The following is a 26,312-nucleotide window of genomic DNA, read 5'->3' as shown; positions in this document are numbered from 1 at the left end:
CTCTACTCAGCCGAGCGCTCGCAGCACGGCCCGTTCCTCGGCGTCGGTGAGCCCGGCCCGGCGCTCCCGACCGGCGCCGAGCCCACGGTCCCACGCCAGCGCGGCGCGAGCGGTGTCGGCGAGCGGGCGGGGTGTCAGGCCCGCGGCGAGCGTCGCAGTGACGTCCCGGTCGACCATGCCCCAGAGTTCCTCCGGCAGCCGGAGCGGCAACGACCGCGGACCGGCCCAGCTCCCCATCCGCTGCTCCACCAGCGTCGGTTCCGGGACCCGGACGAGTTCCAGGTCGCCGGCGCCCACGGCGGCGGCGGTCGCGGCGAGCACCCGGTCCAGGGTGGACCGCGGGCCGGTGCCGTCGTGGGTGCCGGTGGTGCCGTCGGCCGCGCAGGCCACGATCCAGGCGGCGAGGTCGTCGACGTCGACGAGCTGCATCGGCTGGGCGGGCACGTCCGGGACGACCACCCGGCCCCCACGGGCGAACCGGTCCGCCCAGTAGCCGTAGCGGTCGGACAGGTCGCCGTTCCCGCACATCAGCCCGCCGCGCACCACGTGCGCCCGGTCGCCGGCCCGTTCCCGCACGGCCTGCTCGCTCGCGACCTTCGCGGCGCCGTAGACGTCCGGGTCCCGCTTCGCGAGCTCCTCGTCGGGCCGGCCGTGCAGCGGTGCCAGGGTCGGCTGCGCCACGGTCCCGCCGCGCAGCGACAGGTCGGCGTAGGTGTTGACCGAGGAGACGAAGGTCCAGTGCCCGAACCGGCCGTGCAGCGCGTCGAGGGCGTCGCGGACCCACGGCGCCGACATCGTCGCGACGTCCACGACGGCGTCCAACGTGCGCCCGTGCAGCGCCGCGGCCAGCGCCCCGGGCCGGGACCGGTCGGCCGTCACCGCCTCCGCGCCGTCCGGTGGCGCCCCGGAGACCCCACGGGACACGCAGGTCACCGTGTGTCCCGCGGCGAGCGCTGCCGCGGCGACCGCGCGGGAGAGGAACACCGTTCCCCCCAGGACGAGCATCTGCATGGGCCGATGGTGAGGGCACGCACGTCGAGCCGTCGCCCCTGTTCACCGTAGGCTGACCCCGTGGCCAGAGTGGTGGTGGACGTGATGCCCAAGCCCGAGATCCTCGACGTGCAGGGTCAGGCCGTGACCCGGGCGCTCGCTCGGATCGGTGTGTCCGGGGTGAGCGGGGTGCGGCAGGGCAAGCACTTCGAGCTGGAGGTCTCCGACGGCGTCGACGACGAGACCCTGCACCGGCTCGCCGGTTCGCTGCTGGCGAACCCGGTGATCGAGGACTGGACGGTGACCCGGCTGTGAGCACCCGCGTCGGTGTGATCACCTTCCCGGGGACCCTCGACGACGCCGACGCCGCCCGAGCGGTCCGCCGCGCCGACGCCGAGGCCGTCCCGCTGTGGCACGGCGACCACGACCTGCAGGATGTGGACGCCGTCGTCGTGCCGGGTGGGTTCTCCTACGGCGACTACCTGCGCGCCGGGGCGATCGCGAGCCTGGCGCCGATCATGACCGAGGTCGTGGCGGGCGCCGGGCGCGGTCTGCCGGTGCTCGGCATCTGCAACGGCTTCCAGATCCTCTGCGAGGCACACCTGCTCCCGGGCGCGCTCGTCGCGAACGCCGGGCTGCACTTCCTGTGCCGCGACCTCGAGCTGACCGTGGAGAACGCGCAGACCGCGTGGACCAGCGACTACACCGCGGGGGACCGGCTGACGATCCCGCTGAAGTCGCAGGAGGGGCGCTACGTCGCCGACGCCGCGACCCTCGACGAGCTGGAGGGCGAGGGCCGCGTGGTGTTCCGCTACAGCGAGCCCGCCCCCAACGGCTCGACGCGTGACATCGCCGGCATCACCAACCCGGCGGGCAACGTCGTCGGGCTCATGCCGCACCCGGAGCACGCGACCAGCGGGCTGACCGGCCCGTCCGCCGACGGCCTCGGCCTGTTCACCTCGGTGCTGGCCCGGGCCACCGCCTGACCCGGCGCCCGACCCCCCTCGTCGACGCACGGCCCGGCCGGTGGTCCCCGCTGACCACCGGCCGTCTCCGTCTCCGCCCCCCCGGGGCCCGCTGTGGGGAACCCGCCTGTGGGCCCCGGCACCGTGCCGGGACGCGGACCGGGGCGGCCCGTCTACCCTGGCCCCGTGACGCAGTCCCAGGTGCCGGTCGATTCCGTCAAGAACGCCGAGGCCACTCCGGAGCAGCCGCAGCCCTTCCGGGAGCTGGGGCTCAAAGACGACGAGTACGCCCGCATCCGGGAGATCCTCGGCCGCCGGCCCACCGACGCCGAGCTCGCGATGTACTCGGTGATGTGGAGCGAGCACTGCTCCTACAAGTCCTCCAAGGTCCACCTGCGCTACTTCGGTGAGACCACCACCGAGGAGATGCGCTCGACGATGCTCGCCGGGATCGGCGAGAACGCGGGAGTCGTGTCCGTCGGCGACGGCTGGGCGGTCACCTTCAAGGTCGAGTCGCACAACCACCCGTCCTACGTCGAGCCCTACCAGGGCGCGGCGACCGGTGTCGGCGGCATCGTCCGCGACATCATGGCGATGGGCGCGCGCCCGATCGCCGTCGGCGACCCGCTGCGCTTCGGCCCGCTCGACGCCGACGACACCGGCCGGGTGCTGCCCGGCATCGTCGCCGGGGTCGGCGGCTACGGGAACTGCCTCGGTCTGCCGAACGTCGCGGGCGAGGTCGTCTTCGACCCGTCCTACGCGGGGAACCCGCTGGTCAACGCCCTGTGCGTGGGCGCGTTGAAAACCGAGGACCTGCACCTCGCGTTCGCCTCCGGCACCGGCAACAAGATCATCCTGTTCGGGGCGACGACCGGGCTGGACGGCATCGGCGGCGTGTCGGTGCTGGCGTCGGAGACCTTCGACGCCGAGAGCGGCGGCACCGGGCGCAAGAAGCTCCCGAGCGTCCAGGTCGGCGACCCGTTCACCGAGAAGGTCCTCATCGAGTGCTGCCTGGAGCTGTTCGCGGCCGGGCTGGTCGTCGGCATCCAGGACCTCGGCGGTGCCGGGCTGTCGTGTGCGACCTCCGAGCTCGCCTCCGCCGGCGACGGCGGCATGCACGTCGACCTCGACGCTGTCCCGCTGCGCGCCACCGGCATGACCGCCGCCGAGATCCTCTCCTCGGAGTCCCAGGAGCGGATGTGCGCCGTCGTGACCCCGGAGAACGTCGAGGCCTTCCTCGCCGTCTGCCGCAAGTGGGACACCATCGCCACCGTGATCGGCGAGGTCACCGACGGCGACCGCCTGGTGATCACCTCCCAGGGGGAGACCGTCGTCGACGTGCCGCCGCGCACCGTCGCCCACGAGGGCCCGGTCTACACCCGTCCGGTCGCCCGGGACGACGCGAAGCAGGACGCGCTGAACGCGGACTCGCCGGAGGCGCTGCCCCGCCCGGAGACCCCGTCCGAGCTGCGCGCGGAGATCCTGCGGATGGCCGCCGCGCCGAACCTCGCGTCGCGGGCCTGGGTCACCGACCAGTACGACCGCTACGTCCGCGGCAACACCGTCGCCGCGCACGGCGCCGACTCCGGGGTCGTGCAGGTCGACGAGTCCACCGGCCGCGGCATCGCCGTCGCGACCGACTGCAACTCCCGCTTCGTCGTGCTCGACCCGTACGTCGGCGCGCAGCTCGCGCTGGCCGAGGCCTACCGCAACGTCGCGACCTCCGGCGCCGTGCCGCTCGCCGTCACCGACTGCCTGAACTTCGGCTCGCCGGAGGACCCGCACGTCATGTGGCAGTTCGAGCAGGCCGTGCGCGGTCTCGCCGACGGCTGCGCGGTGCTGGGCACCCCGGTCACCGGCGGCAACGTGAGCTTCTACAACCAGACCGGGACGACCGCGATCCTGCCGACCCCGGTCGTCGGCGTGCTCGGCGTGGTCGACGACGTCACCACCGCGGTCCGGTCCGGGTTCGCCGGTGCCGACGGCGACACGATCGTCCTGCTCGGCACCACCGCCGCCGAGTTCGGCGGGTCGGAGTGGGCGCACGAGGTGCACGGGCACCTCGGCGGACGGCCGCCCGCCGTGGACCTGGAGCACGAGCGGCGCCTCGCGCAGCTCCTCGCGGCCGCGGCCGCGGACCGGGCCCTGACCGGAAGCCACGACCTGTCCGACGGCGGCCTGGCCCAGGGCCTGGTCGAGGCCGCACTCGCCGGGGGCCGGGGCGCCCGCGTCGACCTGGCCGGGGTGCACGAGGACTCCTTCACCGCGCTGTTCGCCGAGTCCGCCGGACGGGTGCTGGTCACCGTTCCCGCCGACGGGGCCGACGCGTTCCTCGTCCGCGCCGCCGAGGCCGGCGTCCCGGCGCTGCGGCTCGGCGAGACCGGTGGCGACGCCGTCGACCTGGGCGACGCCGTCGACCTGGGCGACGCCGTCGGTGCGGTGCCGCTCGACGAGCTGCGGTCCGCCTGGGAGGGCACCCTCCCCGCGCGGTTCGGCGCCGTCTCGGTCTGATGTCCGACCTCCTCGCCGACTGGGTCGACCGGGACGTCGAGCCGGAGCGGGCGGTGCGCAAGGCCGCGGTCAGGGAGTCACTGGACGAGCTCGCCCGGCGCGCCCCCGGCCGCAGCGTCGAGGTGCGGGTCCCGCCGTTCGGCGCGGTGCAGTGCGTGGAGGGGCCGCGGCACACCCGCGGCACCCCGCCGAACGTCGTCGAGGCCGATCCGCGGACCTGGATCGCGCTCGCCATCGGCCGCCTGAGCTGGGACGACGCCGTCGCCACCGGGCGGGTGTCCGCGTCGGGGTCGCGGGCGGGGGAGATCTCCTCGTTCCTGCCGCTGCGCACGCCCTGACGGGACGGGAGCGGTGTGCGACGCCGACGTGACCCCTGTCCCCGTACCTGGGGATGGGTGATCTCGGGGCGTACAGTCGTGCCCTGGTCCCGGTACGCCGCCAGCCGAGGAGCGCCGCGTTGAGTTCCGTCCGGAACGAGCACGTCAGCCCTGAACGAACCCTCTCCCTCACCCCTGTCGCCCCCTCCGGCCCCGAGCCCGACGAGTCAGGACCCCGCGAGGAGTGCGGTGTGTTCGGCGTCTGGGCCCCCGGCGAGGACGTCGCGAAGATGACCTACTACGGCCTCTACGCGCTGCAGCACCGCGGCCAGGAGGCCGCCGGCATCGCCGTGTCCGACGGCCGTCGCACCGTGGTGTTCAAGGATCTCGGCCTGGTCAGCCAGGTGTTCGACGAGCAGACGCTGTCCTCGCTGCGCGGGCACCTCGCCGTCGGGCACTGCCGCTATTCGACGACCGGCGCGACGACCTGGGAGAACGCCCAGCCGACGTTCCGCACCACCGCCGCGGGCTCGGGCCTCGCGCTGGGCCACAACGGCAACCTCGTCAACACCGCCGAGCTGCGCGACGCCGTCGCGAAGCTGGAGAACCGCAAGCGGTCCGGGCTGCGTGCGACCACCGACTCCGACCTGCTCACCGAGCTGCTCGCCGCGGGCGCCGCGGACCTCGGCGTCTACGAGGCCGCGATGCGGCTGCTGCCGCGGCTGCGCGGCGCGTTCTCGCTGACCTTCGCCGACGAGAACACCCTCTACGCTGCCCGTGACTCCCACGGCGTCCGCCCGCTGGTGCTGGGCCGCCTGGAGCGGGGCTGGGTCGTCGCGTCGGAGACGGCGGCGCTGGACATCGTCGGTGCCTCCTTCGTCCGCGAGGTCGAGCCGGGCGAGCTCATCGCGATCGACTCCGACGGCATCCGCAGCCAGCGCTTCGCCGCCCCGGAGCCGAAGGGCTGCGTGTTCGAGTACGTCTACCTGGCGCGCCCGGACACCACCATCGCCGGCCGCTCGGTCTACGACACCCGGGTCGAGATCGGCCGCCGGCTCGCCGAGGAGCACCCGGTCGAGGCCGACCTGGTCATCCCGGTCCCGGAGTCCGGCACCCCGGCCGCGATCGGCTACGCCCAGGGCTCCGGCATCCCCTACGGCCAGGGCCTGGTGAAGAACGCCTACGTCGGGCGCACCTTCATCCAGCCCAGCCAGACCATCCGCCAGCTCGGCATCCGGCTGAAGCTGAACCCGCTGCGCAACGTCATCCGCGGCAAGCGCCTGGTCGTCGTCGACGACTCGATCGTCCGCGGCAACACCCAGCGCGCGCTGGTGCGGATGCTGCGCGAGGCCGGCGCGCTCGAGGTGCACGTGCGGATCGCCTCGCCGCCGGTGCGCTGGCCCTGCTTCTACGGCATCGACTTCGCCAGCCGGGCCGAGCTCATCGCCAACGGCGCCGACACCGAGGGCGTCCGACGCTCGATCGGCTCGGACAGCCTCGGCTACGTCTCGGTCGACCAGATGGTCGCCGCCTCCGAGCAGCCGCGCTCGCGGCTGTGCTGCGCCTGCTTCGACGGGGAGTACCCGATCCCGCTGCCGGAGGAGGCCCAGCTCGGCAAGCACCTGTTGGAGGACGTCCCGGAGCCGACGGCGTCGGGTGCGGCCTCTGGCGATCCGGGGCCGTTGTCCGTCGGATACGGTGCCGGGGAAGCGCTGACCCGCCCGTAGCGGCACCCGATCACGACCCCGCCCCGACCTGGAGAGACCACGCATGCCCTCGACCGAGCCCGGCCCCGCCAGCTACGCCTCCGCGGGTGTGGACATCGACGCGGGGGAGCAGGCGGTCGAGCGTTTTCGTCCGTTCGCGGAGAAGGCGACCCGGCCCGAGGTGCGCGGCGGCATCGGGGGGTTCGCCGGCCTGTTCGCGGCGAAGTTCGGCAAGTACTCCGAGCCGGTGCTGGCCGCCTCGACCGACGGCGTCGGCACCAAGGTCGCGATCGCTCAGGCGATGGACAAGCACGACACCGTCGGTCAGGACCTCGTCGCGATGGTCGTCGACGACCTGGTGGTCTGCGGGGCCGAGCCGCTGTTCCTGCAGGACTACATCGCCATCGGCAAGATCGTCCCCGACAAGGTGGCGACACTCGTGCGCGGCATCGCGGAGGGCTGCCAGACCGCGGGCTGCGCGCTGCTCGGCGGCGAGACCGCCGAGCACCCCGGCCTGATGGAGGAGGGTGCCTACGACCTCTCCGCGACCGGTGTCGGTGTCGTCGACGCCGAGAAGATGCTGCGACCCGAGCGGGTCCGCCCCGGCGACGTGCTGGTCGCGCTCGGCTCCTCCGGGCTGCACTCCAACGGGTACTCCCTGGCCCGCCACGTGCTGCTCGACATCGCCCGGCTGCCGCTGGCCGGTGAGCTGGAGGAGTTCGACCACTCCCTCGGCGAGGAGCTGCTCGTCCCGACCCGGATCTACGCCAAGGACTGCCTGGCGATCACCGCCGAGACCGGCGTGCGGACGTTCTCCCACATCACCGGCGGCGGGCTGGCCCGCAACCTGGAGCGGGTGCTGCCCGACGGTCTCGCCGCCACCGTGGAACGCGGCTCCTGGACGCCGGCCCCGATCTTCAAGCTGATCCAGTCCCGCGGCCGCGTCGAGCGTGCGGAGATGGAGAAGACGTTCAACATGGGCGTCGGGATGGTCGCGGTGCTCCCGCCCGAGGACGTCGACCGCGCCCTGGCTGTCCTCACCGCGCGGCACGTGCCCGCCTGGATCCTGGGCGAGGTCGGCCGGATCGGCGACGTCGACGGTGCCGGTTCCGGCGAGCTCGGCGCCCGGGTGCAGCTGCGCGGGGAGCACCCCCGCTTCTGAGCGGCCCGTGCCGTCCGGCTCCGCCGGGACCGGCAGGCCGGTGCGCGGGGTTTCGGTGCGGTGCCCGGCTCCGCGGCGTGTCCCTCCGCCATCCGGCGCGCTCCTCGCACGGCGTCGCGGCGCCGTCCCGGCCTCCGGGCGGGGACGGTCTCCGCGTGGAGATCGCTTACCCGGTAAGCGAACTCGGCGCAGGGTGTGTCGCCGGCGCTCGGTCGGGCGAGTGGCGCGGCTCAGCCGGGCGGCGACCTGGTCCGGGTCTCCTCGACCGTGCGCTACGCCGGTCCCGGCGGCGACGCCGCGTCCTGCGCGGTCGGTCGGTTCCCGGCGCGGTGCGACTCGCGCAGCATCGGGGGGTGCAGCGCGGTCGCCGGACCCCGGCGGAACAACCGGGGCGGACGCCCTCGGCCTCCGGTGACCAGCGTCGTCGTCGGCACGAGGAAGCCGTCGGTGGAGGTCACCTTGCGCTGGAAGTTGCGCGGGTCGAGGGAGGTCTCCCAGACGGCCTCGTAGACCCGGCGCAGGTCGGTCACCGTGAACTCGTCCGGACAGAACGACACGGCGAGCGTCGTGTACTCGAGCTTCGACTTCGCCCGCTCCACACCGTCGGCGAGGATGCGCTGGTGGTCGAACGCCAGCTGCGGCACGTCGTCGACGGCACACCACGCGGACGCGGTGGCACCGCCGCCCGGCGTCGGCTCCGGCATGTCCGGCAGGAGCGCGAGGTAGCCGACGGACAGGACCCGGCCGCGGGGATCGCGGTCGGGGGCGGCATAGCTCGCCAGCTGCTCGAGGTGCCCGCAGACGGCGTTGCCGGTGTCGGTCCCGGTCTCCTCGTCCAACCGCCGACTGGCGGTGTGGACCAGATCCTCCTCCGGGCGCACGAAACCACCGGGCAGCGCCCAGTGCCCGAGGAACGGGGGGCTCGCCCCGTTCGATGAGCAGCACGTGCAGGCGGTCCGACCGTACGGTCAGCACGACCAGGTTGACGGCGACCGCGAACAGGTTGCCGCGCATCTGCTGAACACCTCGGACGTGACGGGACCGGTGACCACGCCTCCCACGGGAGACAGGTCGTGATCTTGCCCTATCCGAGCGGCCAGGGGAAACCGGCCGGTGCGACCGGTCCGGTGAGCGGACTCACCGGTCGGCACGTGCCGCGGCGCCCGGACCGTCGCAACACGACGGGGGCCGGGCGCCGAAGTGGCCGTCAACGCCGAGGGTCGTCGTCCTCGTCGTTGTACTTGGCGGCGAAGTCGTCGTACTCGCCGTAGTCGTCCTCGCGGCTGTCCGTCGTCGTCACCGCCGTCGCACTACCGATCTCCCGCTGCAAGGCGTCGAGATCCATAGAAGGGGAGCTGTACTTGAGCTCACGGGCCACCTTCGTCTGCTTGGCCTTGGCTCGTCCACGCCCCATGGCAGGTCCCCCTTACAACAGGGAAGGGGCGGCCGGCCATTGCGCATGACCCGGCGGCCCCTCTCGTCTCATCAATGTCGTGAGAGCAACCGTACCCTGCTCACCCCGGAACATGCGACGCGGCACCGCCGTCGTCACAGGCGGACCCGGCCGCGGACCGGTGCGTGACACCCGGTTGTTCACCCGGTGGACGCCCCACGGCGGTCCGGCCGGGCCGCGCGTCACCCGCGGCGCGCGGCGCCGCCCGTCCGTTCCCGGGCCGCACGGCCCGGCGGTGGGGTGTCCGGGTCCGGCTCGTAGGAGTCCGGGTCGATCGTGGCCGGGGAGACCCGGTCGTCGGCGCCCGCGGTCAGCTCGGCGTCGACCGGGACCGACCGCTTGAGCAGCGCGAGCGCCACCGGGCCCAGCTCGTGGTGCTGGACGACCGTGCCCACCCGGCCGACGGTCCGGCCGTCGCGCACCACCGGGTCGCCGGTGCGGGGCAGGTCCTCGTCGCCCGCGTCGAGCATCAGCAGCACCGTGCGCCGCGGGGGGCGGCCCAGGTTCGCCACCCGGGCGACGGTTTCCTGCCCCCGGTAGCAGCCTTTGGTGAGGTGCACGGCGGAGCCGATCCAGCCGACCTCGTGCGGGATGGTTCGGTCGTCGGTGTCGCGGCGCAGGCGCGGTGCGCACGACTCCACCCGCAGCGCCTCGAACGCGATCGTCCCGGCGGCCCGCGCCCCGGCGGCGGTGAGGTCCTCCCAGCGGGCGTCCTTCGTGCCGCGGGGGACGACGACGTCCGCCGCGTCCCGGCCCGGCCACGGCATCCGTCGCACGAACCCGCCGTCCGGCAGGGCCGTGACGCCGTTCGGCGCATCGGGAACCGGGAGCCCGGCCGCGGCGAGCACGGCGGGTGTCTCGGGGCCGACGACGGACAGCACGGCCAGCTCGGCGGTGACGTCGCGCGGCTCGACCTTCGACCAGAAGACCATCTTGGACAGGTAGTCGAGCAGGGCGGTGCCCTCACCGGGCTCGGTGTCGAGCCAGACCGTGTCCGCCGACGACGCGACGGCCATGTGGTGCAGCACCCGGCCCTGCGCGTCGAGCACCAGGGCCTCGGTGCCGGTGCCGGGCGGCAGCTCGCTGACGTGCTGGGTGAGCAGCAGGTGCAGCCAGGACAGCCGCTCCTCGCCGGTCACCGCCAGCACCTCGCGGTGTCCGCGGTCGACGACGGCCGCCGAGCGGGCCATCGCCCGCTGCTCGGCCGGCGGGTCGCCGTGGTGCGCGGCGACGGCGTCGTCCGGGTCGGGGGTCGAGCCCTCGGCGTCGGTGGTGTCCGGGGTCTGCTCGGATCCGGGAACGGTCACCGGTCTCCCTCCGCGCCCTCGCGGGGCGCCGTGTCGTCCTGCTGGGGGGCTCCTTCGGCGGAGTCCTCGTCGTCGTGCGCACAGTCGACGCACGTGCCGGACAGGGCCACGTGCGTCGCGTCCAGGCGGAAGCCCAGGTCGGCGAGCGTGCGACTCGCCACATCGGAGAGCAGCTCGGTCGGCGCCTCGTCCACCCGGCCACAGTGGTGGCAGACGAGGTGGACGTGGCGGTGCTGGTGCTCGGAGTAGGTCGGCGCCCCGTGCCCGAGATGGGCGTGCCGGACGACGCCGAGCTCCTCGAGCAGGTCCAGTGTCCGGTACACGGTCGTGATGTTCACCGCCGGTGCCGTCGCCTGGACCCGGGTGCACACCTGCTCGGGTGTCGCGTGCCCCAGCTCCCTGACCGCGTCCAGCACGAGCTGGCGTTGAGGGGTCATCCGGAGCCCACGCCGGTGCAACGTGCCCTTCAGTGTGCTGTCCACGCCGCCGATGGTATTCGGTGTGGCCCGGTAGGATCGGGCCACGAGGACGGTGACCGAACATCGTGTCACGGAACCGTCCGTCGCGGGGCCCGCCACGCCGACGGACGACCGGTGCACGCTGCGTGGTTCGCCGCGACCCCGGCGTCGTGACTACCCTGACCGGCGAGGTCGCGCCGGACCGTCGGTCCGCCGACCTCGAACGTGCCCGTCGAGGGCACCCATGTCGACGACCTGAGGAGAGGCGATGACGGCAGACGGGGCGGACCGCCCGGGCGGTTCCCCGCGGTTCGACGTCGTTCTCCGCGGCTACGACCGACGGCAGGTCGACGAGCACATCGTCGGGATGCAGCGGGTGATGGGCCGGATGCGGGCGGACCTCGAGGCACTGCGGAGCAGGCCGATCCCGCCGCCCATGCCGGTGCCGCCGCCCGGCGGTTTCGCCGTCGGGCCGGCGGGTGGGCCACCCCGCCCGGTGCCGCGTCCCGGTCCACGCCCCGTCCCGGGGCCGCCGGACTCCGACCGGCACGGTGCCGTCGACAGCTTCTCCGACCGCATGCAGGCGATCCTGCAGAAGGCCGAGGAGGAGGCGGAGGAGATCCGCAACAAGGCCCGTGCCGACGCCGAGCGCGTCGTCGCGGAGGCCCGCAAGCAGGTCGACCGCGCCCGTGCCGACGCCGACCGTGCCCGTGAGCAGGGCGACAAGCTCCGCACGGAGGTCAGCGAGCTGACCCGTCGTCGCGACGAGCTGCGCGCCGAGGTCGGGAAGGACCCGGCCGCGGGGGACAAGGCCCGCCACGAGGTCCGACCGGTTCCCGGTCCGGCGCAGAAGCCCGGCGGACCGGCCGGCGAGGCGGCGTCGTCCGACGAGCGTTCCGCCCAGGGGCGCTCCGACCAGGCCAAGGCCCGTCCCGACTCCGCGGACCAGCGGCCCGGTCGTCCCGGCCTGCGCCCGGGTGCCCCGGAGCCGCAGCGTCCCGGTTCCCGGTCCGGCGCCGAGGAGCGCCCGGGGGCCGAGCAGCGGCCCGGCCAGCAGGAGCGTCCCGGTCAGAAGGAGCAGGGCCCTGCGCGTCCGCAGAACTCCCCGAACGGCCGCCCGCAGGCACCCGCGGCCGGTGTCAACGGTGCCGGGGTGAACGGCGCCCGACCGGCGGCCGCTCAGGCGTCGCCGTCGGGCGACGCGGCACCGCGTCCCGGTCCGCGTCCGCAGCCGGGCCCCGGCCCGGGCCGCCAGGACTCCGGGTCCCAGCCCCGGCCCGCCTCGGGTCCGGCCTCGCCCGGCTCCGGTGGCTCGGGCGGCGGCCGTCCGGCCGGCGCGCCACAGCCCGCCCGGGCCGACGGCGCGGGACAGCGGCCGGGCGGTACCGACGGGGACAAGACCGACGGGGACAAGAACTCCGGTCCGCGCCCGGGCCCGCGGCCCGCACCGGGCCCGCGCCCGTCGCCGGCCCCCACTGGGCAGCAGGGTGGCGCCGAGCGTGCCGCTGCCGCCCGCCCCGGGGACGAGCCCGAGCCCGCCGAGTTGTTCCGGCCCGCGTCGGACTCCCGCCCGGTCGAGGCGGAGCCGAAGACGTCGGTGGTGCCGGTCCAGGACCCGGGTCCGAAGTCCGGCGGCGACGCCGAGCGCACGGTCGCGGTCGGCGCCGTCCGCCGTTCCGGTGACACCCCAACGGATGGTTCGCAGAAGCCGCCGACAGGGGACAAGGGCACCGCGGCCGAGGGTGCGAAGGCCGACGTGGAGCCGCCGACGACCGCGAACCCGGCCCCCGGGCGAGGCCCGGCACGACCAGGTCCGGAGGGCGCGCGCAACGGCTCCGGCCAGGCCGGCCACGGTCAGAACGGTCGTAACGGTGCGTCGTCGGGGTCCGAGCCGTCGTCGCAGGGCGGCGGGAAGGGCAACGGCGCGAGCCGCAACGGTTCCGGCACGGCCACCGGGGACAAGGGCCGGACGGACGCGGCGCAGCCCTCGACGGGGACGCGCAGCAGCTGAGGTTCCCCGCGCGGGGCCCGGGACCCCAATAAGGTCCGGGCCCATGCAGCTCGGCTCGTTCACGGTCCCGGTCCTGCCCCTCGTGGCGGTGCTGGGCGCGAGCGTGCTCGTGGTACTGGTCCTGTGGGGGGTGTGGCGTGCGCGCCGCACCTCCGCGCCCGTGCCGCTGCCGCTCGAGCCCCCGCGCACGGCCGCGGACCCGCAGCCGTCCTATGCGGACTGGACCGGTGAGGCGGCCGGTGGTCCGGCCGATCCGCCGCCCCCGGCCCGTGTTCGGACCGTCGCCGACGTGGTCGCCGAGAGCGGCGCGGACACGGGGCCGCTGCCGCGGGTGCCCGCGTACGCCGGCGCGGCCGTCGCGTCCGGTGCGGCGCGGCACGCCGCTCCCGACGACGACGGGGGCGACGGGGGCGACGGCTCGCCGGAGGCACTGTTCGCCCCGGCCGACGAGCTGCCCGACGCGGCCTCTCTCGCCCGGGGCCGTGCCCCGGAGGCGACGGCCGCCGTGTCGCTCGCCGCGGTGCCGCCGGCGTCGGGTGCCGGGGTGTCCGGTGCCGGGGCGTCCGGTGCCGGTGCGCCGGGTGCCGGAGCGTCGGGTGCCGCCGCGGGGGAGCCGCTGCCCCGGCCACGACCGACCCCGCGTTCCCGGTCGACCGGTCTGCGACCGGCCCGGCACACCGATACCGCCGCCCTGACCGATACCGCCGCCCCGACCGATGCCGCCGCTGACCGGGCCACCGCTGACCAGAACGTGCCGGACCGGAACGCGCCGGACCGGAACGACGCGGACCAGGACGCTACGGACCAGGACAGGACGAACCAGGGCGCCGCGGACCAGGACGCAGCGGGCCAGAGCACCACGCACCAGGATGCGGCGGGGACCTCGGACCACCCGGCGACGCCGTCGGCCCCGGAGTGGCCGGTCGCGCGGCTGCGCGTCGTCGACGACCTCACCGACGTCGTCGCGCCCGGCCCGGACGCCACGCCCGCCGCGGTCGAGCAGACCCCGGCCGGAGACGACACCGTGACCCCGGCGACGGAGCGGACCCCGGCCGACCGGCAGGACACCGCGACCGGTCCGCTGCCGCCCTGGTCGGCCGAGCGCACCGAACCGGCGTCCGAGGACCTCCCCGCGACCTCCGCGATACCGGCCACACCGGTCCCCCCCGCCGTACCGACCCCGACCACCGGGGCCACGTCCCGACCGACCCCCGAACCGGTCTCCCGGGCCGTACAGCAGGCCCTCGCCGCCCGGGCCGTGCAGCGGGCGCGTCTGCGCGGCACCGACGCGGTCGTCGACCCGCAGCCCGACGTCCCCGGCGGGGAGCAGCAGGAGCTGCCGCTCGCCGTCGTCCCGACCGCGGGGGCCCGCACTCCGGCGGCCGGTGACGCGAAGGACCGGCTGCTCGGGGTGCTCCTCGAGGACCCGGCCCGCGCCGTCGACGCGACCGAACGGCTCGACGACACCCGCGACCGCATCGTCGAGCTCGACGAGGTCCTGCGCCGCCGCCGTGACGACCTGGCCGGCGCCGTCCGGCGCCTGCACGAGTGCGGGCTCGACCCGGTGCAGATCGGCCGGCTCTCCGGGATGGCCGTCGACGAGGTCCGCACCATCCTCGACGGCGAGGACGCCGAGCGCTGAGCCTCAGCGCAGCACGGTGAACCGCACGCCCGTCCCCGGCGGGGCCTGGGCGAGCAGCGGCAGGTCGGCGGGGTCGACGACGCCGATCACCGGGTAGCCACCGGTCGTCGGGTGGTCGGCGAGGAACACCACCGGCGGCCCGTCCGCCGGGACCTGCACCGCGCCGGTCACCATCCCCTCGCTCGGGAGCTCCCGGTCGCTCCACTCCGGACGCCGCCCCGGGGACGGCCCGTCGAGGCGGACCCCGATCCGGTTCCCGTCCGCCGTCACCGTCCACAGCGGACCGGCGAGGGCGTCGTGCGGGTCGGTGAACCAGTCGTCGCGGGGGCCGGGACGCACCCGCAGCCCCACCACGGCACCGGGCACCGACACCGGGACCGGCCCGGACACCGGGACCCGGCCCGACCACGGGCCGACCGGCAGCTCGTCGCCGTCGGCGACGGGGTCGGGGCCCAGCCCCGACAGCAGATCCGTGCTGCGGCTGCCCAGCGCGACCGGAGCGTCCACCCCGCCCGCGACGGCGAGGTAGCACCGCAGCCCGCCGACCGGAGTCCCGACCGCGAGCTCGGCGCCGTCGGGCAGGTGCAGCGCCCGGTGGGACCCGGCAGGCCGGCCGTCGACGAGCACCGGCGCGGGCGCCCCGGTGACGGCGACGGGCCGGCCGCCCCTGGCGCGCACCCGCAGCCCGCCGCCGAGCAGCTCCAGGCCGGCGGCGCCGTCGTCGTTGCCGACCAGGCGGTTCCCCAGCTCGTAGGCCGGCCGGTCCAGGGCACCCGACGGCGGGACCCCCAGGTGCGCATGCCCGGGACGCCCGCGGTCGGTCACCAGCGCCTGCGGTCCGGCCCGCACCACCAGCAGTGCGTTCACCGGGGCTCGAACCGGACGCGGTCGCCGGGGGAGAACAGCGCCGGCGGGTCGGCGACGGGGTCGAACAGGACGGCGTCGGTGCGGCCGATCAGCCGCCAGCCGCCGGGGGAGCGGCGCGGGTAGACGCAGCTGTAGACGTCGGCGATCCCCACCGAGCCGGCGGGCACCGCGGTCCGCGAACTCTCCAGCCGCGGCTGCTGCAGTGGCTCGGGGAGGCCCCACAGATACCCGAAGCCCGGCGCGAAGCCGCAGAAGTCCACCCGGTACTCCGCGCCGCTGTGGAGCGCGACCACCTCGTCGACGGACAGGCCCGCGGTGCGGGCGACGAGTGCGAGGTCCTCGCCGTCGTAGGTCACGGCCAGCGTGTGGACCGTGCCGGTGCCCGCCTCGCCGACGTCGGCGTCCGCGGCCCGTGCCACCTGCACGACCCGCTCGGTGGTGGCCCCGGGCGCCACCTCGACGAGCACGGTCCGGGCGGCCGGGACCAGCTCCCGCACCTCGGGCAGCCCGGCGTCCCGCACGGCGGCGACGACGGCCGCCACCCCGGCCGCGTCCTCGACCTCCAGCAGCACCGCGTGCCCGCCGCAGGGGCGGACCCGGACCGCGACCAACTAGCCGACCACCCGGTGCAGGACGGCCGAGATGTGCGGCTGCATCGGCTGCCCGACCATCGCGCGCTCGTCGACGTAGGCGAGGTCGCCCTGGTTGACCAGTCCGTAGAGCCGCTTCGCCGCGGTGACCTCCTTGGCCGACGGCGTCCGGGCGACGGCGTCGGTCTCGATCTGCCAGGACCGCATGTCGCCCCGGGGGCCGTAGTAGACCTCGACGATGCCGGTGTTGTGCGCGATCAGCACCTCGATCGAGCCGTCCTCCTGGGGACGCCAGAACCCGGTCTCGCGCGCGGCCTGGCGGATGATGCCGCCGTCGTCGTCGAGCAGCCAGGAGCGTGCCTCGTAGGACAGGAACGGGCGGCCGTCGTGCGCCCAGGTGATCTGCTGGCCGAAGTGGAACGGGCCCTCGATCGTCGGGTAGACGACCTCGCCGGTGCCCCGCCAGGTCCCGACGAGCGGGAGCAGGCCGAGGCAGGCCTCGTGCAGGTCGGGGCCCTGCCGCAGGTTGGCGGTGTCGTCGTCGACGGGCAGGTCGGGCCACTGCGGCCGGTTTCGCTGCGGGGAGTCCGGGGCCGCGTTCTCCGGTCCGGTGATGGTGGTCTGCAGCTCCTCGTCGGCGGCTGCGGCGGGCTCGGGGTCGGTCACGGGGTCTGCTCCTCGGTGTGGTGGTCGTCGGGGTCCCGTTCGGGATCGGGACCCGGCCCGGGCGCGGCGGCGGGCTCGACGACGAACAGGCGACGGAGCAACCAGCCGGCCCAGGCGGCGGTTCCCGCGGACAGGGCGATCAACAGCCCGGTGGAGAACCAGTGCACGACCGGCGACTCTACCGCCGCCCCGGGCCGGGCACCGAGTGCCGTGCCGACGCCCCTCCCCACGCACGAACGGGCCCCTCGTACGAAAGGTTCGTACGAGGGACCCGTTCGTGCGGTCGGGGGCGGCGCCCCGCGGACCGGTCAGGCGACGGCGATCTCCGCGCTGTGCAGGCCCGGCCCGTCGGCGACGAGCTCGGACTGGCCGTTGCCCGAGCGCGACAGCGCCCGGACGGTCCAGGTGCCCGGGGCGGCGAAGAACCGGAAGTCACCCGAGGCCGAGGACACGACCTCCGCGGTGAACTCCCCGGTGCCGTCCAGCAGCCGGACGAAGGCCCCGGCCACCGGGTCGCCACCGGCGATGACGCGGCCGGCGAGCACGGTCTCCTTGGAGAGGTCCGTGTTCGGGGGCAGGGTCAGGTTCTGGTCAGGTGCGGCACACATGTCACTTTGCTCCCAGCTCGATCGGCACGCCGATCAGCGAGCCGTACTCGGTCCAGCTGCCGTCGTAGTTCTTGACGTCGGAGTGGCCCAGGAGCTCGTGCAGCACGACCCAGGTGTGGCTGGAGCGCTCGCCGATGCGGCAGTAGGCGATGGTCGCCTTGCCCTCGTCGAAGCCGGCCTCCTTGTAGAGGGAGGCGAGTTCCTCGTTCGACTTGAAGGTGCCGTCCTCGTTGGCCGCCTTCGACCACGGGATGTTGATCGCGCTCGGCACGTGGCCCGGACGCTGGCTCTGCTCCTGCGGGAGGTGGGCCGGGGCCAGGATCTTGCCGGAGAACTCGTCGGGCGACCGGACGTCGACCAGGTTCTTGGTGTCGATCGCGTCGACGACCTCGTCGCGGAACGCGCGGATCGAGGTGTCGGCCTCCTTGGCGGTGTAGGAGGTCGCGGGGCGGTCCTTGACGTCGGTGGTCAGGGTCCGACCGTCGAGCTCCCACTTCTTGCGGCCGCCGTCGAGCAGCACGACCTTCTCGTGGCCGTAGAGCTTGAACTCCCAGTACGCGTACGCGGCGAACCAGTTGTTGTTGCCGCCGTAGAGCACGACCAGGTCGTCGTTGGCGACGCCCTTGGCCGAGAGCAGCTGCTCGAACTGCTCCTTGGTGGGGATGTCGCGACGGACCGCGTCCTGCAGCTCGTCGGTCCAGTTGACCTTGACCGCACCGGGGATGTGGCCCCCGTCGTAGGCGGTGGTGTCCTCGTCGACCTCGAGGAACACCACCCCGTCGGTCTCCAGGTTCTGCTCCGCCCAGTCGGCGGTGACGAGGACGTCCTCGCGGCTCATGTTCGTTTCTCTCCCGAGTCGTGTCGAGGGTGGGTCAGGAACGCGCGGCGGCGGCGCCACCGCGCAGGCGGGCGAGGAGCCCGTACATCTCGCAGCCCAGGCAGAAGCCGAAGGCCGCGTTGAGGAAGGCCGCCACGAGCGCCGCCGCCGTGGCGACGACACCCAGCACGGTCAGTCCGGACAGGTAGCCGACCGCCGCGACGGCGGTGAACACCAGCCCGACGGTCTGCGAGAAGCGGACCGGGGCGGCGTCCTCGCGCTCGGCGGGCGGACCCAGCCGGGGCGCGACGAGGTGCCGGTAGACCACGCCGTACGGCGCGAACCGCATGCCGGCGAACGAGGCGACGGCGAAGACGACGGCCTGTGCGGTGACGAGCACGCCGCTGCCGGACAGCAGCACCAACGCCAGCACGACGGTGGTGATCGCGGCGGAGAAGCGGACCCCGCGCGGGTCGAGCCGAGGCTCGGAGTGCGCGGATCCGTGGTCCGTGGCGGACATGGGACTCCAGTAACCGGGGTGGGAACCTCGGCGTCGCGGGACGCCGGGCTCAGGACACGCGGGTCAGGAGTCCAGACACAGGCAGCCGGCGAGGCGGCACAGATCAACCGTGCGGCGTCGAGTCAGCGGCCAGTTCACGTCACCGAGCCTAGCTCACGTTCGGCGCGGAGCCCAGCGGTCGGCGCCGACCGGACATCACACACACGTTCTCAACCGGTGGGAAGGGCGGCGACGAGCTCGTCGACGCGCGGGACACCGGAGACCCGCAGGACCTCCGCGCCGCGGGCGTCGAAGACGACCGTCGTCGGGGTCCGCAGCACGCCCAGAGCCCTGGCGACGTCGACGCGCTCGGCCACGTCGATCTCCACGTGCGCCAGACCGGGGTCCGCCGCGGCCAGGTCGCCGAGGACGCGCGCGGTCTGCCGGCACGGAGCGCAGACCGGGGAGGACAGCTGCAGCAGCAGGGCGCGGCGCCCGTCCGGATCGGTTCCGGCCAGGTCCCAGCCCGGCCCGGCGCCGTCGGTCGCACCGCGGTCGTCGCCGGTGGGCCGGAGCCGCCCGGACCGGTTGCGCAGCACCAGCCCCGCGAGCGTCGCCACCACCAGGACGACGACCAGTACCACCGCACCCGTGACGTCCACCGACGCCTCCTCTCAGCCCGCTCAGCCCGCGGAGCGGGACGTACCCGGTCCGGCGCCCACACTCAGGTCGCGCATCGAACCGGCGACCTGCAGCACGTTGTACTCCGGAACGCTCGCCGACGTCGCGGTGAGGCCCAGCGGCAGCGGACCCGGGTCGATGTCCACGGCGAGCGCGCGCAGCATCGAGGTGCGCACCGCGTCCGGCACCGGCTCGTCCGAGCCGTCGAACCGGACGTCGCGCGGGACGACCCGCATGGTGCCGTGGTCGACGACGAGCGCGGCCAGCACGGCAACCCGCGCGTCGGCCCCGTCCACCGGCATCTCCGCGACGAACCGTGCGGCGTTGCGCGGGTCGAGCCCGCGCAGCGTCGGGTCGCCGCCGGCCAGGATCACCGAGTCGATCGCGTTCGCGTCGACGGCCTCGACCGACAGTCGCGTCACCCCGGCGGCGGGCCCCCCGGCGTCGACGACCATCCGGCGGACGTCGTTCGGGCTGATCCGGACGATCCCCTCGGCCGCCGCCGCACGGAACCGGGCCGGCCCGGGACCGGCGAGATCGGAGAGGTCTCCGCGCAGGCCGTACAGCTGCACCTGGAGCTCGGGGGTGCGCAGCGGCCCGACCGGGACACGCTGCAGCGTCATCTCGACGTGGTCGTAGCGGCCGGTCGCGGCCTGGGCGAGCACCGAGAAGCCGTGCACCTGGACACGGGGGTCCTCGGGGAGGTCGAGCCGGTCCCGCAACGAGCGCGAGATGCCCGACTCGACGGCCGCGCCGGTGGCGAGATCACCCACGACGAGCACGGCGGCCATTGCCACGACGGCGACGAGCACGCGACGGACGGGGCGTCCCACGACCGGGCCTCCACAGGATCGGACTACGTCCTGACCAGGGTAGAGAGCCCCACCGCCGGCCCGATGGGCGGCCCCGGGACCCCGGATCGGACCCGATCGGTGGTGAGCACGATCCAGATCGCGGCGTGAAACCCGTCGCTCTGCGGCTGACCGTGGGGTGACGTCCCGGTATCGTCTGCGTATCGCGAGAAGGGGGGAGTCCATGGAACTGCTCCTGCTGACCACGGCTCCGGATGCGGCAGCCGTACTGCCCGCCCTGTCGTTGCTGCCGCACAACGTGCGGACCGCGGCGCCCGAGGTGGCAGCACTGCTCGACGCCGGTCCGCACGACGCCGTCCTGGTGGACGCCCGCTCGGACCTGGTCGCCGCGCGCAGCCTGTGCCGGCTGCTGGGCAGCGCCGGGACCGACGCGCCGGTGATCGCCGTGCTGAACGAGGGCGGTCTGGTCGCGGTGTCCGGCGAGTGGGTGGTCGACGAGATCCTGCTCCCCGACACCGGCCCGGCGGAGGTGGACGCTCGGCTGAGGCTGCTGCGGTCGCGCCCCGGCGCCGAGTCCGCGTCCGGAGGTGGCGCGCTCGTCCTCGGTGAGCTCGGCATCGACGAGGCGACGTACTCGGCGCGGCTCAAGGGCCGGCTGCTTGAACTCACCTACAAGGAGTTCGAACTGCTCAAGTACCTCGCGCAGCACGCGGGCCGGGTGTTCACCCGGGCCCAGCTGCTGCAGGAGGTCTGGGGCTACGACTTCTTCGGCGGCACCCGCACCGTCGACGTCCACGTCCGGCGGCTGCGCGCCAAGCTCGGCGGCGAGCACGAGCAGATGATCGGCACCGTGCGCAACGTCGGCTACAAGTTCGTCCGGCCGTCGCGCGGCGGGCTGTCGGCGCCGCCCGACCAGGACGACGCGGACCCCGAGCCCGTCCCGGACCGTCGGGCGCTGCCCGGCGCCCGGCCCGCGGCCGGCCCGGGACGTGGAGCGTGGGCCCCGCGGTGACCTAGGGTCGGCGCTCGTGGACCCGCAGCAGCACTCCCGTCTCGACGCCGCCACCGTCTCCGCGGTGCAGGATCTGCTGAGGGCGGCGACCGTTGCCGACGGCGCCGAACCGCTCTCCGAGCAGTACCTGATGCACCTGCGCCCGGACACCCCCGCCGACGGCGTGACGCACCTCGTCGTCGCCGGTGACGACGGCGCGGTGGCCGGCTACGCCCAGGTCGACGGCACCCACGCCGAGCTGGTGGTGCACCCCGACGCGCGACGACGGGGGATCGGCGGCGCGCTCGTCACCGCGGTGGAGAAGGTCACCGCCGACCCGCACGTGTGGGCGCACGGCGACCTCGACGCCGCGAAGGAGCTCGCCGCGGGCCGCGGCTACCGCCGGGACCGCGTGCTGTGGCAGATGCGTCGCACCACCGAGGCAGGCCCGCTGCCCGCCCTGACCGTCCCCGACGGCGTCACGATCCGCGCCTTCGAACCCGGCCGCGACGACGACGAGTTCCTCCGCGTCAACAACGCGGCCTTCGACTGGCACCCCGAGCAGGGCGGCTGGACCGGCGCCGAGCTCGCCGCCCGGGGGGCCGAGGACTGGTTCGACCCGGCCGGGTTCCTGCTCGCCGTCGACGACGGCGGCACCCTGCTCGGCTACCACTGGACCAAGGTCCACCCGGCGTCCGGCGACGAGCGGGCGATGGGCGAGGTCTACGTCCTCGGCGTGGACCCGGCCAGCCACGGACGCGGGCTCGGGAAGGTCCTGACCCTCGCCGGGTTGCACCACCTGCACGACCGCGGGCTGGACACCGTCCTGCTCTACGTCGAGGCCGACAACACCCCCGCCGTGCGCGTCTACGAGCGCCTCGGGTTCGCCGTGCACGCCGCGGATGTCAACTACGCCCGGTGAGAACCCTGTCACCGTTCGACGACCGGTGACCATGTTCCGTCGAACGTGTGATGCAGGTCCACCCGGTCGCCGACCCTGTTCATCCCACGTTCATCTTCCGTGGGGGTGGCGTCCAACGGCGGCTCCTAGCGTCTGCGGCCGGGTGGTCACCCCAGACCGCCGTCCCGCAACCGGCTCGTTGCCGACTCGGAGGAAACTGCAGTGAAGACCAAGCGGCGTGCGCCCCGGGCGCGCCTGGCTGCCGTCGGTATCGCCACCACCTGTGCGTTGTTCGTCGCCGGCTGCGGTGCGGCGAACGAGGGCGGCGGATCGGACGCCCAGGGCTCGGGCGTCACCGGCCAGATCTCCGGTGCGGGCGCCAGCTCGCAGCAGGCCGCGATGCAGGCCTGGATCGCCGGCTTCGCCGAGGCCAACCCCGGTGCGACCGTCAACTACCAGCCGGTCGGCTCGGGCGGTGGCCGCACCCAGTTCGTCCAGGGCGGCGTGCAGTTCGCCGGGTCGGACGCCTACCTGGAGGACGAGCAGCTGGAGCAGGCGCGCCAGCGCTGCGGCGGCTCGGTCATCGAGATCCCGAACTACGTCTCGCCGATCGCGATCGTCTACAAGCTCGACGGGGTGCAGGACCTGAACCTGTCCCCGGCGACCATCGCGGGCCTGTTCAGGGGCGAGATCCGGACCTGGAACGCCCCGCAGGTCGCCGCCGACAACCCGGGCGTGCAGCTCCCGGCCACCGCGGTCACCCCGGTGCACCGCTCCGACGAGTCGGGCACCACCGAGAACTTCACCGACTTCCTGAACAAGGCCGCGGCCCAGGTCTGGACCGACGAGGCCGACGGTGAGTGGCCGATCCAGGGTGGCGAGGCCGCCCAGGGCACCTCCGGCGTCGTCGGCGCGGTGAACGCGGGCAACGGCACGATCGGCTACGCCGACGCGTCGCAGGCCGGCGAGCTGGGCAGGGCCAAGGTCAGGCTGGGCGACCAGAACGTCGAGCCGACCGCCGAGGCCGCCGCGAGGATCCTCGAGGAGTCCACCCGCGTCGAGGGCCAGGGTGACACCTCGTTCGCCTTCGAGCTGAACCGGACCGCCACCGGTGGTGCCTACCCGGTCGTGCTGGTCTCGTACCTGCTCGCCTGCCCGACCTACCCGGACGCGGCCCAGGCCGACGCCACCAGGGCGTTCCTGAGCTACGTCGTGGGCCAGGACGGCCAGCAGACCGCCGCGCAGAACGCGGGCTCGGCGCCGATCTCGGACACCCTGCGTGGCCAGATCACCCCGGTCATCGACCAGATCCGCGCCGCGGGCTGATCGTCCGATCTGAGTCGGATGTCATCTAGCCAGGAGCCCCGGGCAGTGTTCATCATGGACACCGAGCCCGGGGTTCCCGGTGCCGTCTCCCCCTGCCCAGCGCACGATCGCACCCCCAGGGATCACTGTGACCACCACAGAAGTCAAGCCTGAGCCCGGAGCGGCGAAGCCTGCCGGTCAGCTTGGCGACCGCATCTTCGCGGGTTCCGCGAAGGGCGCCGGGATCCTCATCCTGGTCGTCCTGGCCGGGGTCGCGGCGTTCCTCGTCTCGGAGGCCACCCCGGCCATCCTCGTGCCGGCGGACCAGGTGCACGGGGGGCTCGCGGCCTACATCGCACCGCTCATCTTCGGCACGGTCCTGGGTGCCGTCATCGCTCTGCTGATCGCGACCCCGCTCGCGGTCGCCGTCGCGCTGTTCATCAGCCACTACGCGCCGCGCCGGCTCGCCCAGGGGCTGAGCTACGTCGTGGACCTGCTCGCGGCGGTGCCCTCGATCGTCTACGGCTTCTGGGGGGCCTTCACCCTCGCGCCCGCCTCGGTCGCGCTGAGCGTATGGCTCAGCGACTACCTCGGCTGGATCCCGCTGTTCGCCGGCCCGCCGTCGGTGACCGGCCGGACGATGCTGGTCGTCAGCGTCGTCCTCGCGGTCATGATCCTGCCGATCATCACCGCGGTGGCTCGCGAGGTGTTCCTGCAGGCCCCGGTGCTCCACGAGGAGGCGGCCCTCGCGCTGGGCGCGACCCGCTGGGAGATGATCCGGCTCGCGGTGCTGCCCTTCGGTCGTTCGGGCGTCATCTCCGGCGCGATGCTGGGCCTGGGCCGTGCGCTCGGCGAGACGATGGCGGTCGCCACGATCCTGTCCGTCTCCGGTGCGGTCACCTTCAACCTGATCAGCAGCGAGAACCCGTCGACGATCGCGGCGAACATCGCCCTCCAGTTCCCCGAGGCATCCGGTCTCGACGTGAACGTCCTGATCGCCTCCGGTCTCGTGCTGTTCCTGATCACGCTGCTGGTCAACATGCTCGCCCGCTACATCGTCGAGCGCCGCCGCGACTTCTCCGGAGCGAACTGAGATGTCCACCGGAACCGAACGCAACCGCACCGACACCGAGGCCCCCGTGACCCGTACCGGTCTGGAGACTCCCGCCGCCACGCCGACGGTGCTGCGGCGGAAGGGCAGCCTGCCGAGCTGGGCCCCGTGGGCCCTGCTCGGGGCCTCCGCGGTCCTGACGGGCGGGCTCGCGGCCCTTCTCGGGTTCGGCATCGGCCTCTGGGCCGTGCTGACCGCCGTCGTCTTCGCGGTCGCGACCTACGTCGTGTCCCGGACCGTCGAGGGCGGCCGCCGGGCGACGGACCGGCTCGTCACCGTCGTCGTCACCACCGCGTTCCTGCTGGCCATGCTGCCGCTGGTCTCGGTCCTCTACACGGTCGTGACCGAGGGCTGGGCCAGGTTCGACGGGGCGTTCTTCAGCCAGTCGATGCGCGGTGTCGTGGGCGTCGGCGGCGGTGGTCTGCACGCCATCCAGGGCACACTGATCATCACCGGGCTCGCGGCGCTGATGTCGATCCCGATCGGCATCCTGACCGCCATCTACCTGGTGGAGTACGGCAACAACTCGCGCCTGGCCCGCTCGATCACGTTCTTCGTCGACGTGATGACCGGTATCCCGTCGATCGTCGCAGGTCTGTTCGCCTACGCCCTGTTCGCGCTGCTCCTCGGGCCGGGGGTCCGGTTCGGCTTCGTCGGTGCGGTCGCGCTGACCGTGCTCATGATCCCGATCGTCGTCCGGTCCACCGAGGAGATGCTCAAGATCGTCCCGAACGAGCTGCGCGAGGCCGCGTACGCGCTCGGGGTCCCGAAGTGGCGCACGATCGTCAAGGTGGTCATCCCGACGACCGCCGGGGGCATCGCGACCGGCATCACGCTGGCCGTCGCCCGCGTGATCGGTGAGACGGCGCCCCTCCTGGTCACCGTCGGTGCCGCGCTCGGGGTGAACCTCAACCCGTTCTCCGGCCCGATGTCGACCCTGCCGGTCTTCTCCTACTACTCCTACGCGGTGCCCGGCATCCCGCGCGAGGCGTTCATCGACCGGGCCTGGACCGCCGCGCTGGTCCTGATGCTCATCGTCATGGTGCTGAACGTCCTCGCCCGCCTGATCTCCCGCATTTTCGCCCCGAAGACCCGATAAGGACCCCCTGACATGGGCAAGAGTGTCGAAGCCAAGGACCTGAACATCTACTACGGGTCGTTCCTCGCCGTCGAGGGCGTCAACATGACGATCAAGCCGAAGACGGTCACCGCGCTCATCGGCCCGTCCGGCTGCGGCAAGTCGACCTTCCTGCGGTCGATCAACCGGATGCACGAGAACATCCCCGGCGCCCGTGTCGAGGGCAGGCTCGAGCTCGACGGCCAGGACCTCTACGGGGCGAACGTCGACCCGGTCGGCGTCCGCCGCCAGATCGGCATGGTCTTCCAGCGCCCCAACCCGTTCCCGACGATGTCGATCTACGACAACGTCATCGCGGGGATGAAGCTGAACAACAAGCGCGCGTCGAAGGCCGAGTTCGACGACACCGTCGAGCGGTCGCTGCGCGGCGCGAACCTCTGGAACGAGGTCAAGGACCGGCTCGAGAAGCCGGGTTCGGGCCTGTCCGGTGGTCAGCAGCAGCGGCTCTGCATCGCCCGCGCGATCGCGGTGCGGCCCGACGTCCTGCTGATGGACGAGCCCTGCTCGGCGCTGGACCCGATCTCCACGCTCGCGATCGAGGACCTGATCAACGAGCTGAAGAACGACTACACGATCGTCATCGTGACCCACAACATGCAGCAGGCGGCGCGGGTCAGCGACTTCACCGGCTTCTTCAACATCGAGGGCACCGGCAAGCCCGGCAAGCTGGTCGAGCTCGACGAGACCAAGACGATCTTCTCCCAGCCGAAGCAGAAGGCGACCGAGGACTACGTGTCCGGCCGCTTCGGCTGATCCTCGCAGCACGTCCGCACGGCGCGAACGCCCCCGGCTCCTCGCGGGGGG

The 26,312-nt window shown here is 73.9% G+C and carries 29 protein-coding genes; 14 read left to right on the top strand and 15 right to left on the bottom strand.

All coding sequences use genetic code 11. The annotated features are described in order from the left end of the window. Positions 1-6: 6 nt before the first annotated feature. Entirely contained in the window at positions 7-1,011 is a 1,005-nt protein-coding gene (locus XF36_RS22955) for an NAD-dependent epimerase/dehydratase family protein (RefSeq protein WP_060713569.1), read from the bottom strand. A gap of 60 nt (positions 1,012-1,071) precedes the next feature. Between XF36_RS22955 and purS the strand changes: the two genes are divergently transcribed. From purS to purM, 6 genes are all read left to right on the top strand, one after another. Further along, positions 1,072-1,305 carry a phosphoribosylformylglycinamidine synthase subunit PurS gene (gene purS / locus XF36_RS22950; protein ID WP_043278022.1) on the top strand — a complete coding sequence of 78 codons (234 nt, stop codon included), beginning with the start codon at positions 1,072-1,074 and terminating at the stop codon, positions 1,303-1,305. Then, the gene (gene purQ / locus XF36_RS22945; RefSeq protein ID WP_060713568.1) at positions 1,302-1,976 is read left to right on the top strand and encodes a phosphoribosylformylglycinamidine synthase subunit PurQ; all 675 of its coding nucleotides are present in this window, start codon (positions 1,302-1,304) and stop codon (positions 1,974-1,976) included. Before purS ends, purQ begins: the two co-directional genes overlap by 4 nt. Positions 1,977-2,141: 165 nt before the next feature. Further along, positions 2,142-4,466 (top strand): phosphoribosylformylglycinamidine synthase subunit PurL, encoded by a 2,325-nt coding sequence (purL, locus tag XF36_RS22940; RefSeq protein WP_060713567.1) that lies wholly within the window; start codon positions 2,142-2,144, stop codon positions 4,464-4,466. Continuing rightward, positions 4,466-4,804: a sterol carrier family protein gene (locus XF36_RS22935; RefSeq protein WP_060713566.1), complete on the top strand. Its 339-nt coding sequence runs from the start codon at positions 4,466-4,468 to the stop codon at positions 4,802-4,804. The genes purL and XF36_RS22935 overlap by 1 nt, the downstream gene beginning before the upstream one ends. A gap of 119 nt (positions 4,805-4,923) precedes the next feature. Further along, positions 4,924-6,510, top strand: a complete 1,587-nt coding sequence (purF, locus tag XF36_RS22930) for an amidophosphoribosyltransferase (RefSeq protein ID WP_060713565.1) — start codon at positions 4,924-4,926, stop codon at positions 6,508-6,510. Between the two features lie 43 nt (positions 6,511-6,553). Next, the gene (gene purM, locus XF36_RS22925; protein ID WP_060713564.1) at positions 6,554-7,651 is read left to right on the top strand and encodes a phosphoribosylformylglycinamidine cyclo-ligase; all 1,098 of its coding nucleotides are present in this window, start codon (positions 6,554-6,556) and stop codon (positions 7,649-7,651) included. A gap of 272 nt (positions 7,652-7,923) precedes the next feature. Here the strand turns inward: purM and XF36_RS22920 are convergent, their stop codons facing one another. From XF36_RS22920 to XF36_RS22905, 4 genes are all read right to left on the bottom strand, one after another. Next, positions 7,924-8,532, bottom strand: coding sequence for an NUDIX hydrolase (locus XF36_RS22920; RefSeq protein WP_064485489.1), 609 nt, complete (start codon positions 8,530-8,532; stop codon positions 7,924-7,926). A gap of 326 nt (positions 8,533-8,858) precedes the next feature. Then, complete coding sequence (locus tag XF36_RS22915; protein WP_060713563.1) at positions 8,859-9,065, bottom strand: DUF3073 domain-containing protein; 207 nt, start codon at positions 9,063-9,065, stop codon at positions 8,859-8,861. 221 nt (positions 9,066-9,286) lie between these two features. Next, complete coding sequence (locus XF36_RS22910) at positions 9,287-10,411, bottom strand: YgfZ/GcvT domain-containing protein (protein ID WP_060713562.1); 1,125 nt, start codon at positions 10,409-10,411, stop codon at positions 9,287-9,289. After that, complete coding sequence (locus XF36_RS22905; RefSeq protein WP_082375892.1) at positions 10,408-10,848, bottom strand: Fur family transcriptional regulator; 441 nt, start codon at positions 10,846-10,848, stop codon at positions 10,408-10,410. Before XF36_RS22905 ends, XF36_RS22910 begins: the two co-directional genes overlap by 4 nt. A 289-nt stretch (positions 10,849-11,137) precedes the next feature. Between XF36_RS22905 and XF36_RS22900 the strand changes: the two genes are divergently transcribed. Both XF36_RS22900 and XF36_RS22895 read left to right on the top strand, forming a co-directional pair. Next, the gene (locus XF36_RS22900) at positions 11,138-12,880 is read left to right on the top strand and encodes a hypothetical protein (protein WP_060713561.1); all 1,743 of its coding nucleotides are present in this window, start codon (positions 11,138-11,140) and stop codon (positions 12,878-12,880) included. 43 nt (positions 12,881-12,923) lie between these two features. Continuing rightward, complete coding sequence (locus XF36_RS22895; protein ID WP_060713560.1) at positions 12,924-14,522, top strand: hypothetical protein; 1,599 nt, start codon at positions 12,924-12,926, stop codon at positions 14,520-14,522. 3 nt (positions 14,523-14,525) lie between these two features. Here the strand turns inward: XF36_RS22895 and XF36_RS22890 are convergent, their stop codons facing one another. The 10 genes from XF36_RS22890 to XF36_RS22855 form a co-directional block, all read right to left on the bottom strand. Further along, on the bottom strand, positions 14,526-15,389 hold the full coding sequence (locus tag XF36_RS22890; RefSeq protein WP_060713559.1) for a biotin-dependent carboxyltransferase family protein: 864 nt from the start codon (positions 15,387-15,389) through the stop codon (positions 14,526-14,528). Next, on the bottom strand, positions 15,386-16,000 hold the full coding sequence (locus tag XF36_RS22885; protein ID WP_060713558.1) for a 5-oxoprolinase subunit B family protein: 615 nt from the start codon (positions 15,998-16,000) through the stop codon (positions 15,386-15,388). Before XF36_RS22885 ends, XF36_RS22890 begins: the two co-directional genes overlap by 4 nt. Continuing rightward, positions 16,001-16,645: an FABP family protein gene (locus tag XF36_RS22880; RefSeq protein ID WP_020626033.1), complete on the bottom strand. Its 645-nt coding sequence runs from the start codon at positions 16,643-16,645 to the stop codon at positions 16,001-16,003. After that, on the bottom strand, positions 16,642-16,812 hold the full coding sequence (locus tag XF36_RS32680; protein ID WP_168169561.1) for a hypothetical protein: 171 nt from the start codon (positions 16,810-16,812) through the stop codon (positions 16,642-16,644). The genes XF36_RS22880 and XF36_RS32680 overlap by 4 nt, the downstream gene beginning before the upstream one ends. Before the next feature lie 141 nt (positions 16,813-16,953). Further along, a complete protein-coding gene (locus XF36_RS22875) occupies positions 16,954-17,253 on the bottom strand; it encodes a DUF1416 domain-containing protein (protein ID WP_020626035.1) in 300 nt (99 codons plus the stop codon). A gap of 1 nt (position 17,254) precedes the next feature. Next, positions 17,255-18,091 (bottom strand): sulfurtransferase, encoded by an 837-nt coding sequence (locus tag XF36_RS22870; RefSeq protein WP_060713557.1) that lies wholly within the window; start codon positions 18,089-18,091, stop codon positions 17,255-17,257. 34 nt (positions 18,092-18,125) lie between these two features. Beyond that, complete coding sequence (locus XF36_RS22865) at positions 18,126-18,590, bottom strand: DUF4395 domain-containing protein (protein WP_060713556.1); 465 nt, start codon at positions 18,588-18,590, stop codon at positions 18,126-18,128. Positions 18,591-18,653: 63 nt separating this feature from the next. Further along, positions 18,654-18,728: a putative leader peptide gene (locus tag XF36_RS35820; protein WP_350662235.1), complete on the bottom strand. Its 75-nt coding sequence runs from the start codon at positions 18,726-18,728 to the stop codon at positions 18,654-18,656. A 71-nt stretch (positions 18,729-18,799) separates the two neighbouring features. Further along, the gene (locus XF36_RS22860) at positions 18,800-19,231 is read right to left on the bottom strand and encodes a thioredoxin family protein (RefSeq protein WP_060713555.1); all 432 of its coding nucleotides are present in this window, start codon (positions 19,229-19,231) and stop codon (positions 18,800-18,802) included. A gap of 21 nt (positions 19,232-19,252) precedes the next feature. Next, positions 19,253-20,083, bottom strand: a complete 831-nt coding sequence (locus XF36_RS22855) for a DUF2993 domain-containing protein (protein ID WP_060713554.1) — start codon at positions 20,081-20,083, stop codon at positions 19,253-19,255. A gap of 202 nt (positions 20,084-20,285) precedes the next feature. Here XF36_RS22855 and XF36_RS22850 point away from each other — a divergent pair, with 202 nt between their 5' ends. The 6 genes from XF36_RS22850 (at position 20,286) to pstB (ending at position 26,261) form a co-directional block, all read left to right on the top strand. Then, on the top strand, positions 20,286-21,074 hold the full coding sequence (locus XF36_RS22850) for a winged helix-turn-helix transcriptional regulator (protein WP_060713553.1): 789 nt from the start codon (positions 20,286-20,288) through the stop codon (positions 21,072-21,074). A 16-nt stretch (positions 21,075-21,090) separates the two neighbouring features. After that, complete coding sequence (gene mshD / locus XF36_RS22845; protein WP_082375595.1) at positions 21,091-21,975, top strand: mycothiol synthase; 885 nt, start codon at positions 21,091-21,093, stop codon at positions 21,973-21,975. A gap of 201 nt (positions 21,976-22,176) precedes the next feature. After that, positions 22,177-23,280 (top strand): phosphate ABC transporter substrate-binding protein PstS, encoded by a 1,104-nt coding sequence (gene pstS, locus XF36_RS22840; protein WP_060713551.1) that lies wholly within the window; start codon positions 22,177-22,179, stop codon positions 23,278-23,280. A gap of 127 nt (positions 23,281-23,407) precedes the next feature. Next, on the top strand, positions 23,408-24,352 hold the full coding sequence (gene pstC, locus XF36_RS22835; RefSeq protein WP_060713550.1) for a phosphate ABC transporter permease subunit PstC: 945 nt from the start codon (positions 23,408-23,410) through the stop codon (positions 24,350-24,352). A gap of 1 nt (position 24,353) precedes the next feature. Then, positions 24,354-25,469, top strand: coding sequence for a phosphate ABC transporter permease PstA (pstA, locus tag XF36_RS22830; protein ID WP_060713549.1), 1,116 nt, complete (start codon positions 24,354-24,356; stop codon positions 25,467-25,469). 12 nt (positions 25,470-25,481) lie between these two features. After that, the gene (gene pstB, locus XF36_RS22825) at positions 25,482-26,261 is read left to right on the top strand and encodes a phosphate ABC transporter ATP-binding protein PstB (RefSeq protein WP_060713548.1); all 780 of its coding nucleotides are present in this window, start codon (positions 25,482-25,484) and stop codon (positions 26,259-26,261) included. The last annotated feature ends 51 nt before the right edge of the window (positions 26,262-26,312 follow it).

This window comes from Pseudonocardia sp. HH130629-09 (assembly GCF_001294645.1).
In the GTDB taxonomy this organism is placed as follows: domain Bacteria; phylum Actinomycetota; class Actinomycetes; order Mycobacteriales; family Pseudonocardiaceae; genus Pseudonocardia.
The sequence above is the reverse complement of the archived record's forward strand: the minus strand, read 5'-3'. Positions and strand labels throughout refer to the sequence as shown.

What these genes read in the sequence shown, in the direction of transcription:
- pstA (WP_060713549.1), top strand. Translation starts at nt 24,354, where the DNA reads ATGTCCACCGGAACCGAACGCAACCGCACCGACACCGAGGCCCCCGTG.
- XF36_RS22935 (WP_060713566.1), top strand. Translation starts at nt 4,466, where the DNA reads ATGTCCGACCTCCTCGCCGACTGGGTCGACCGGGACGTCGAGCCGGAG.
- XF36_RS22915 (WP_060713563.1), bottom strand. Translation starts at nt 9,065, where the DNA reads ATGGGGCGTGGACGAGCCAAGGCCAAGCAGACGAAGGTGGCCCGTGAG.
- XF36_RS22905 (WP_082375892.1), bottom strand. Translation starts at nt 10,848, where the DNA reads ATGACCCCTCAACGCCAGCTCGTGCTGGACGCGGTCAGGGAGCTGGGG.
- XF36_RS22865 (WP_060713556.1), bottom strand. Translation starts at nt 18,590, where the DNA reads ATGTCCGCCACGGACCACGGATCCGCGCACTCCGAGCCTCGGCTCGAC.
- XF36_RS22870 (WP_060713557.1), bottom strand. Translation starts at nt 18,091, where the DNA reads ATGAGCCGCGAGGACGTCCTCGTCACCGCCGACTGGGCGGAGCAGAAC.
- XF36_RS22895 (WP_060713560.1), top strand. Translation starts at nt 12,924, where the DNA reads ATGCAGCTCGGCTCGTTCACGGTCCCGGTCCTGCCCCTCGTGGCGGTG.
- XF36_RS22875 (WP_020626035.1), bottom strand. Translation starts at nt 17,253, where the DNA reads ATGTGTGCCGCACCTGACCAGAACCTGACCCTGCCCCCGAACACGGAC.
- XF36_RS22955 (WP_060713569.1), bottom strand. Translation starts at nt 1,011, where the DNA reads ATGCAGATGCTCGTCCTGGGGGGAACGGTGTTCCTCTCCCGCGCGGTC.
- pstB (WP_060713548.1), top strand. Translation starts at nt 25,482, where the DNA reads ATGGGCAAGAGTGTCGAAGCCAAGGACCTGAACATCTACTACGGGTCG.
- XF36_RS22900 (WP_060713561.1), top strand. Translation starts at nt 11,138, where the DNA reads ATGACGGCAGACGGGGCGGACCGCCCGGGCGGTTCCCCGCGGTTCGAC.
- purM (WP_060713564.1), top strand. Translation starts at nt 6,554, where the DNA reads ATGCCCTCGACCGAGCCCGGCCCCGCCAGCTACGCCTCCGCGGGTGTG.
- XF36_RS22850 (WP_060713553.1), top strand. Translation starts at nt 20,286, where the DNA reads ATGGAACTGCTCCTGCTGACCACGGCTCCGGATGCGGCAGCCGTACTG.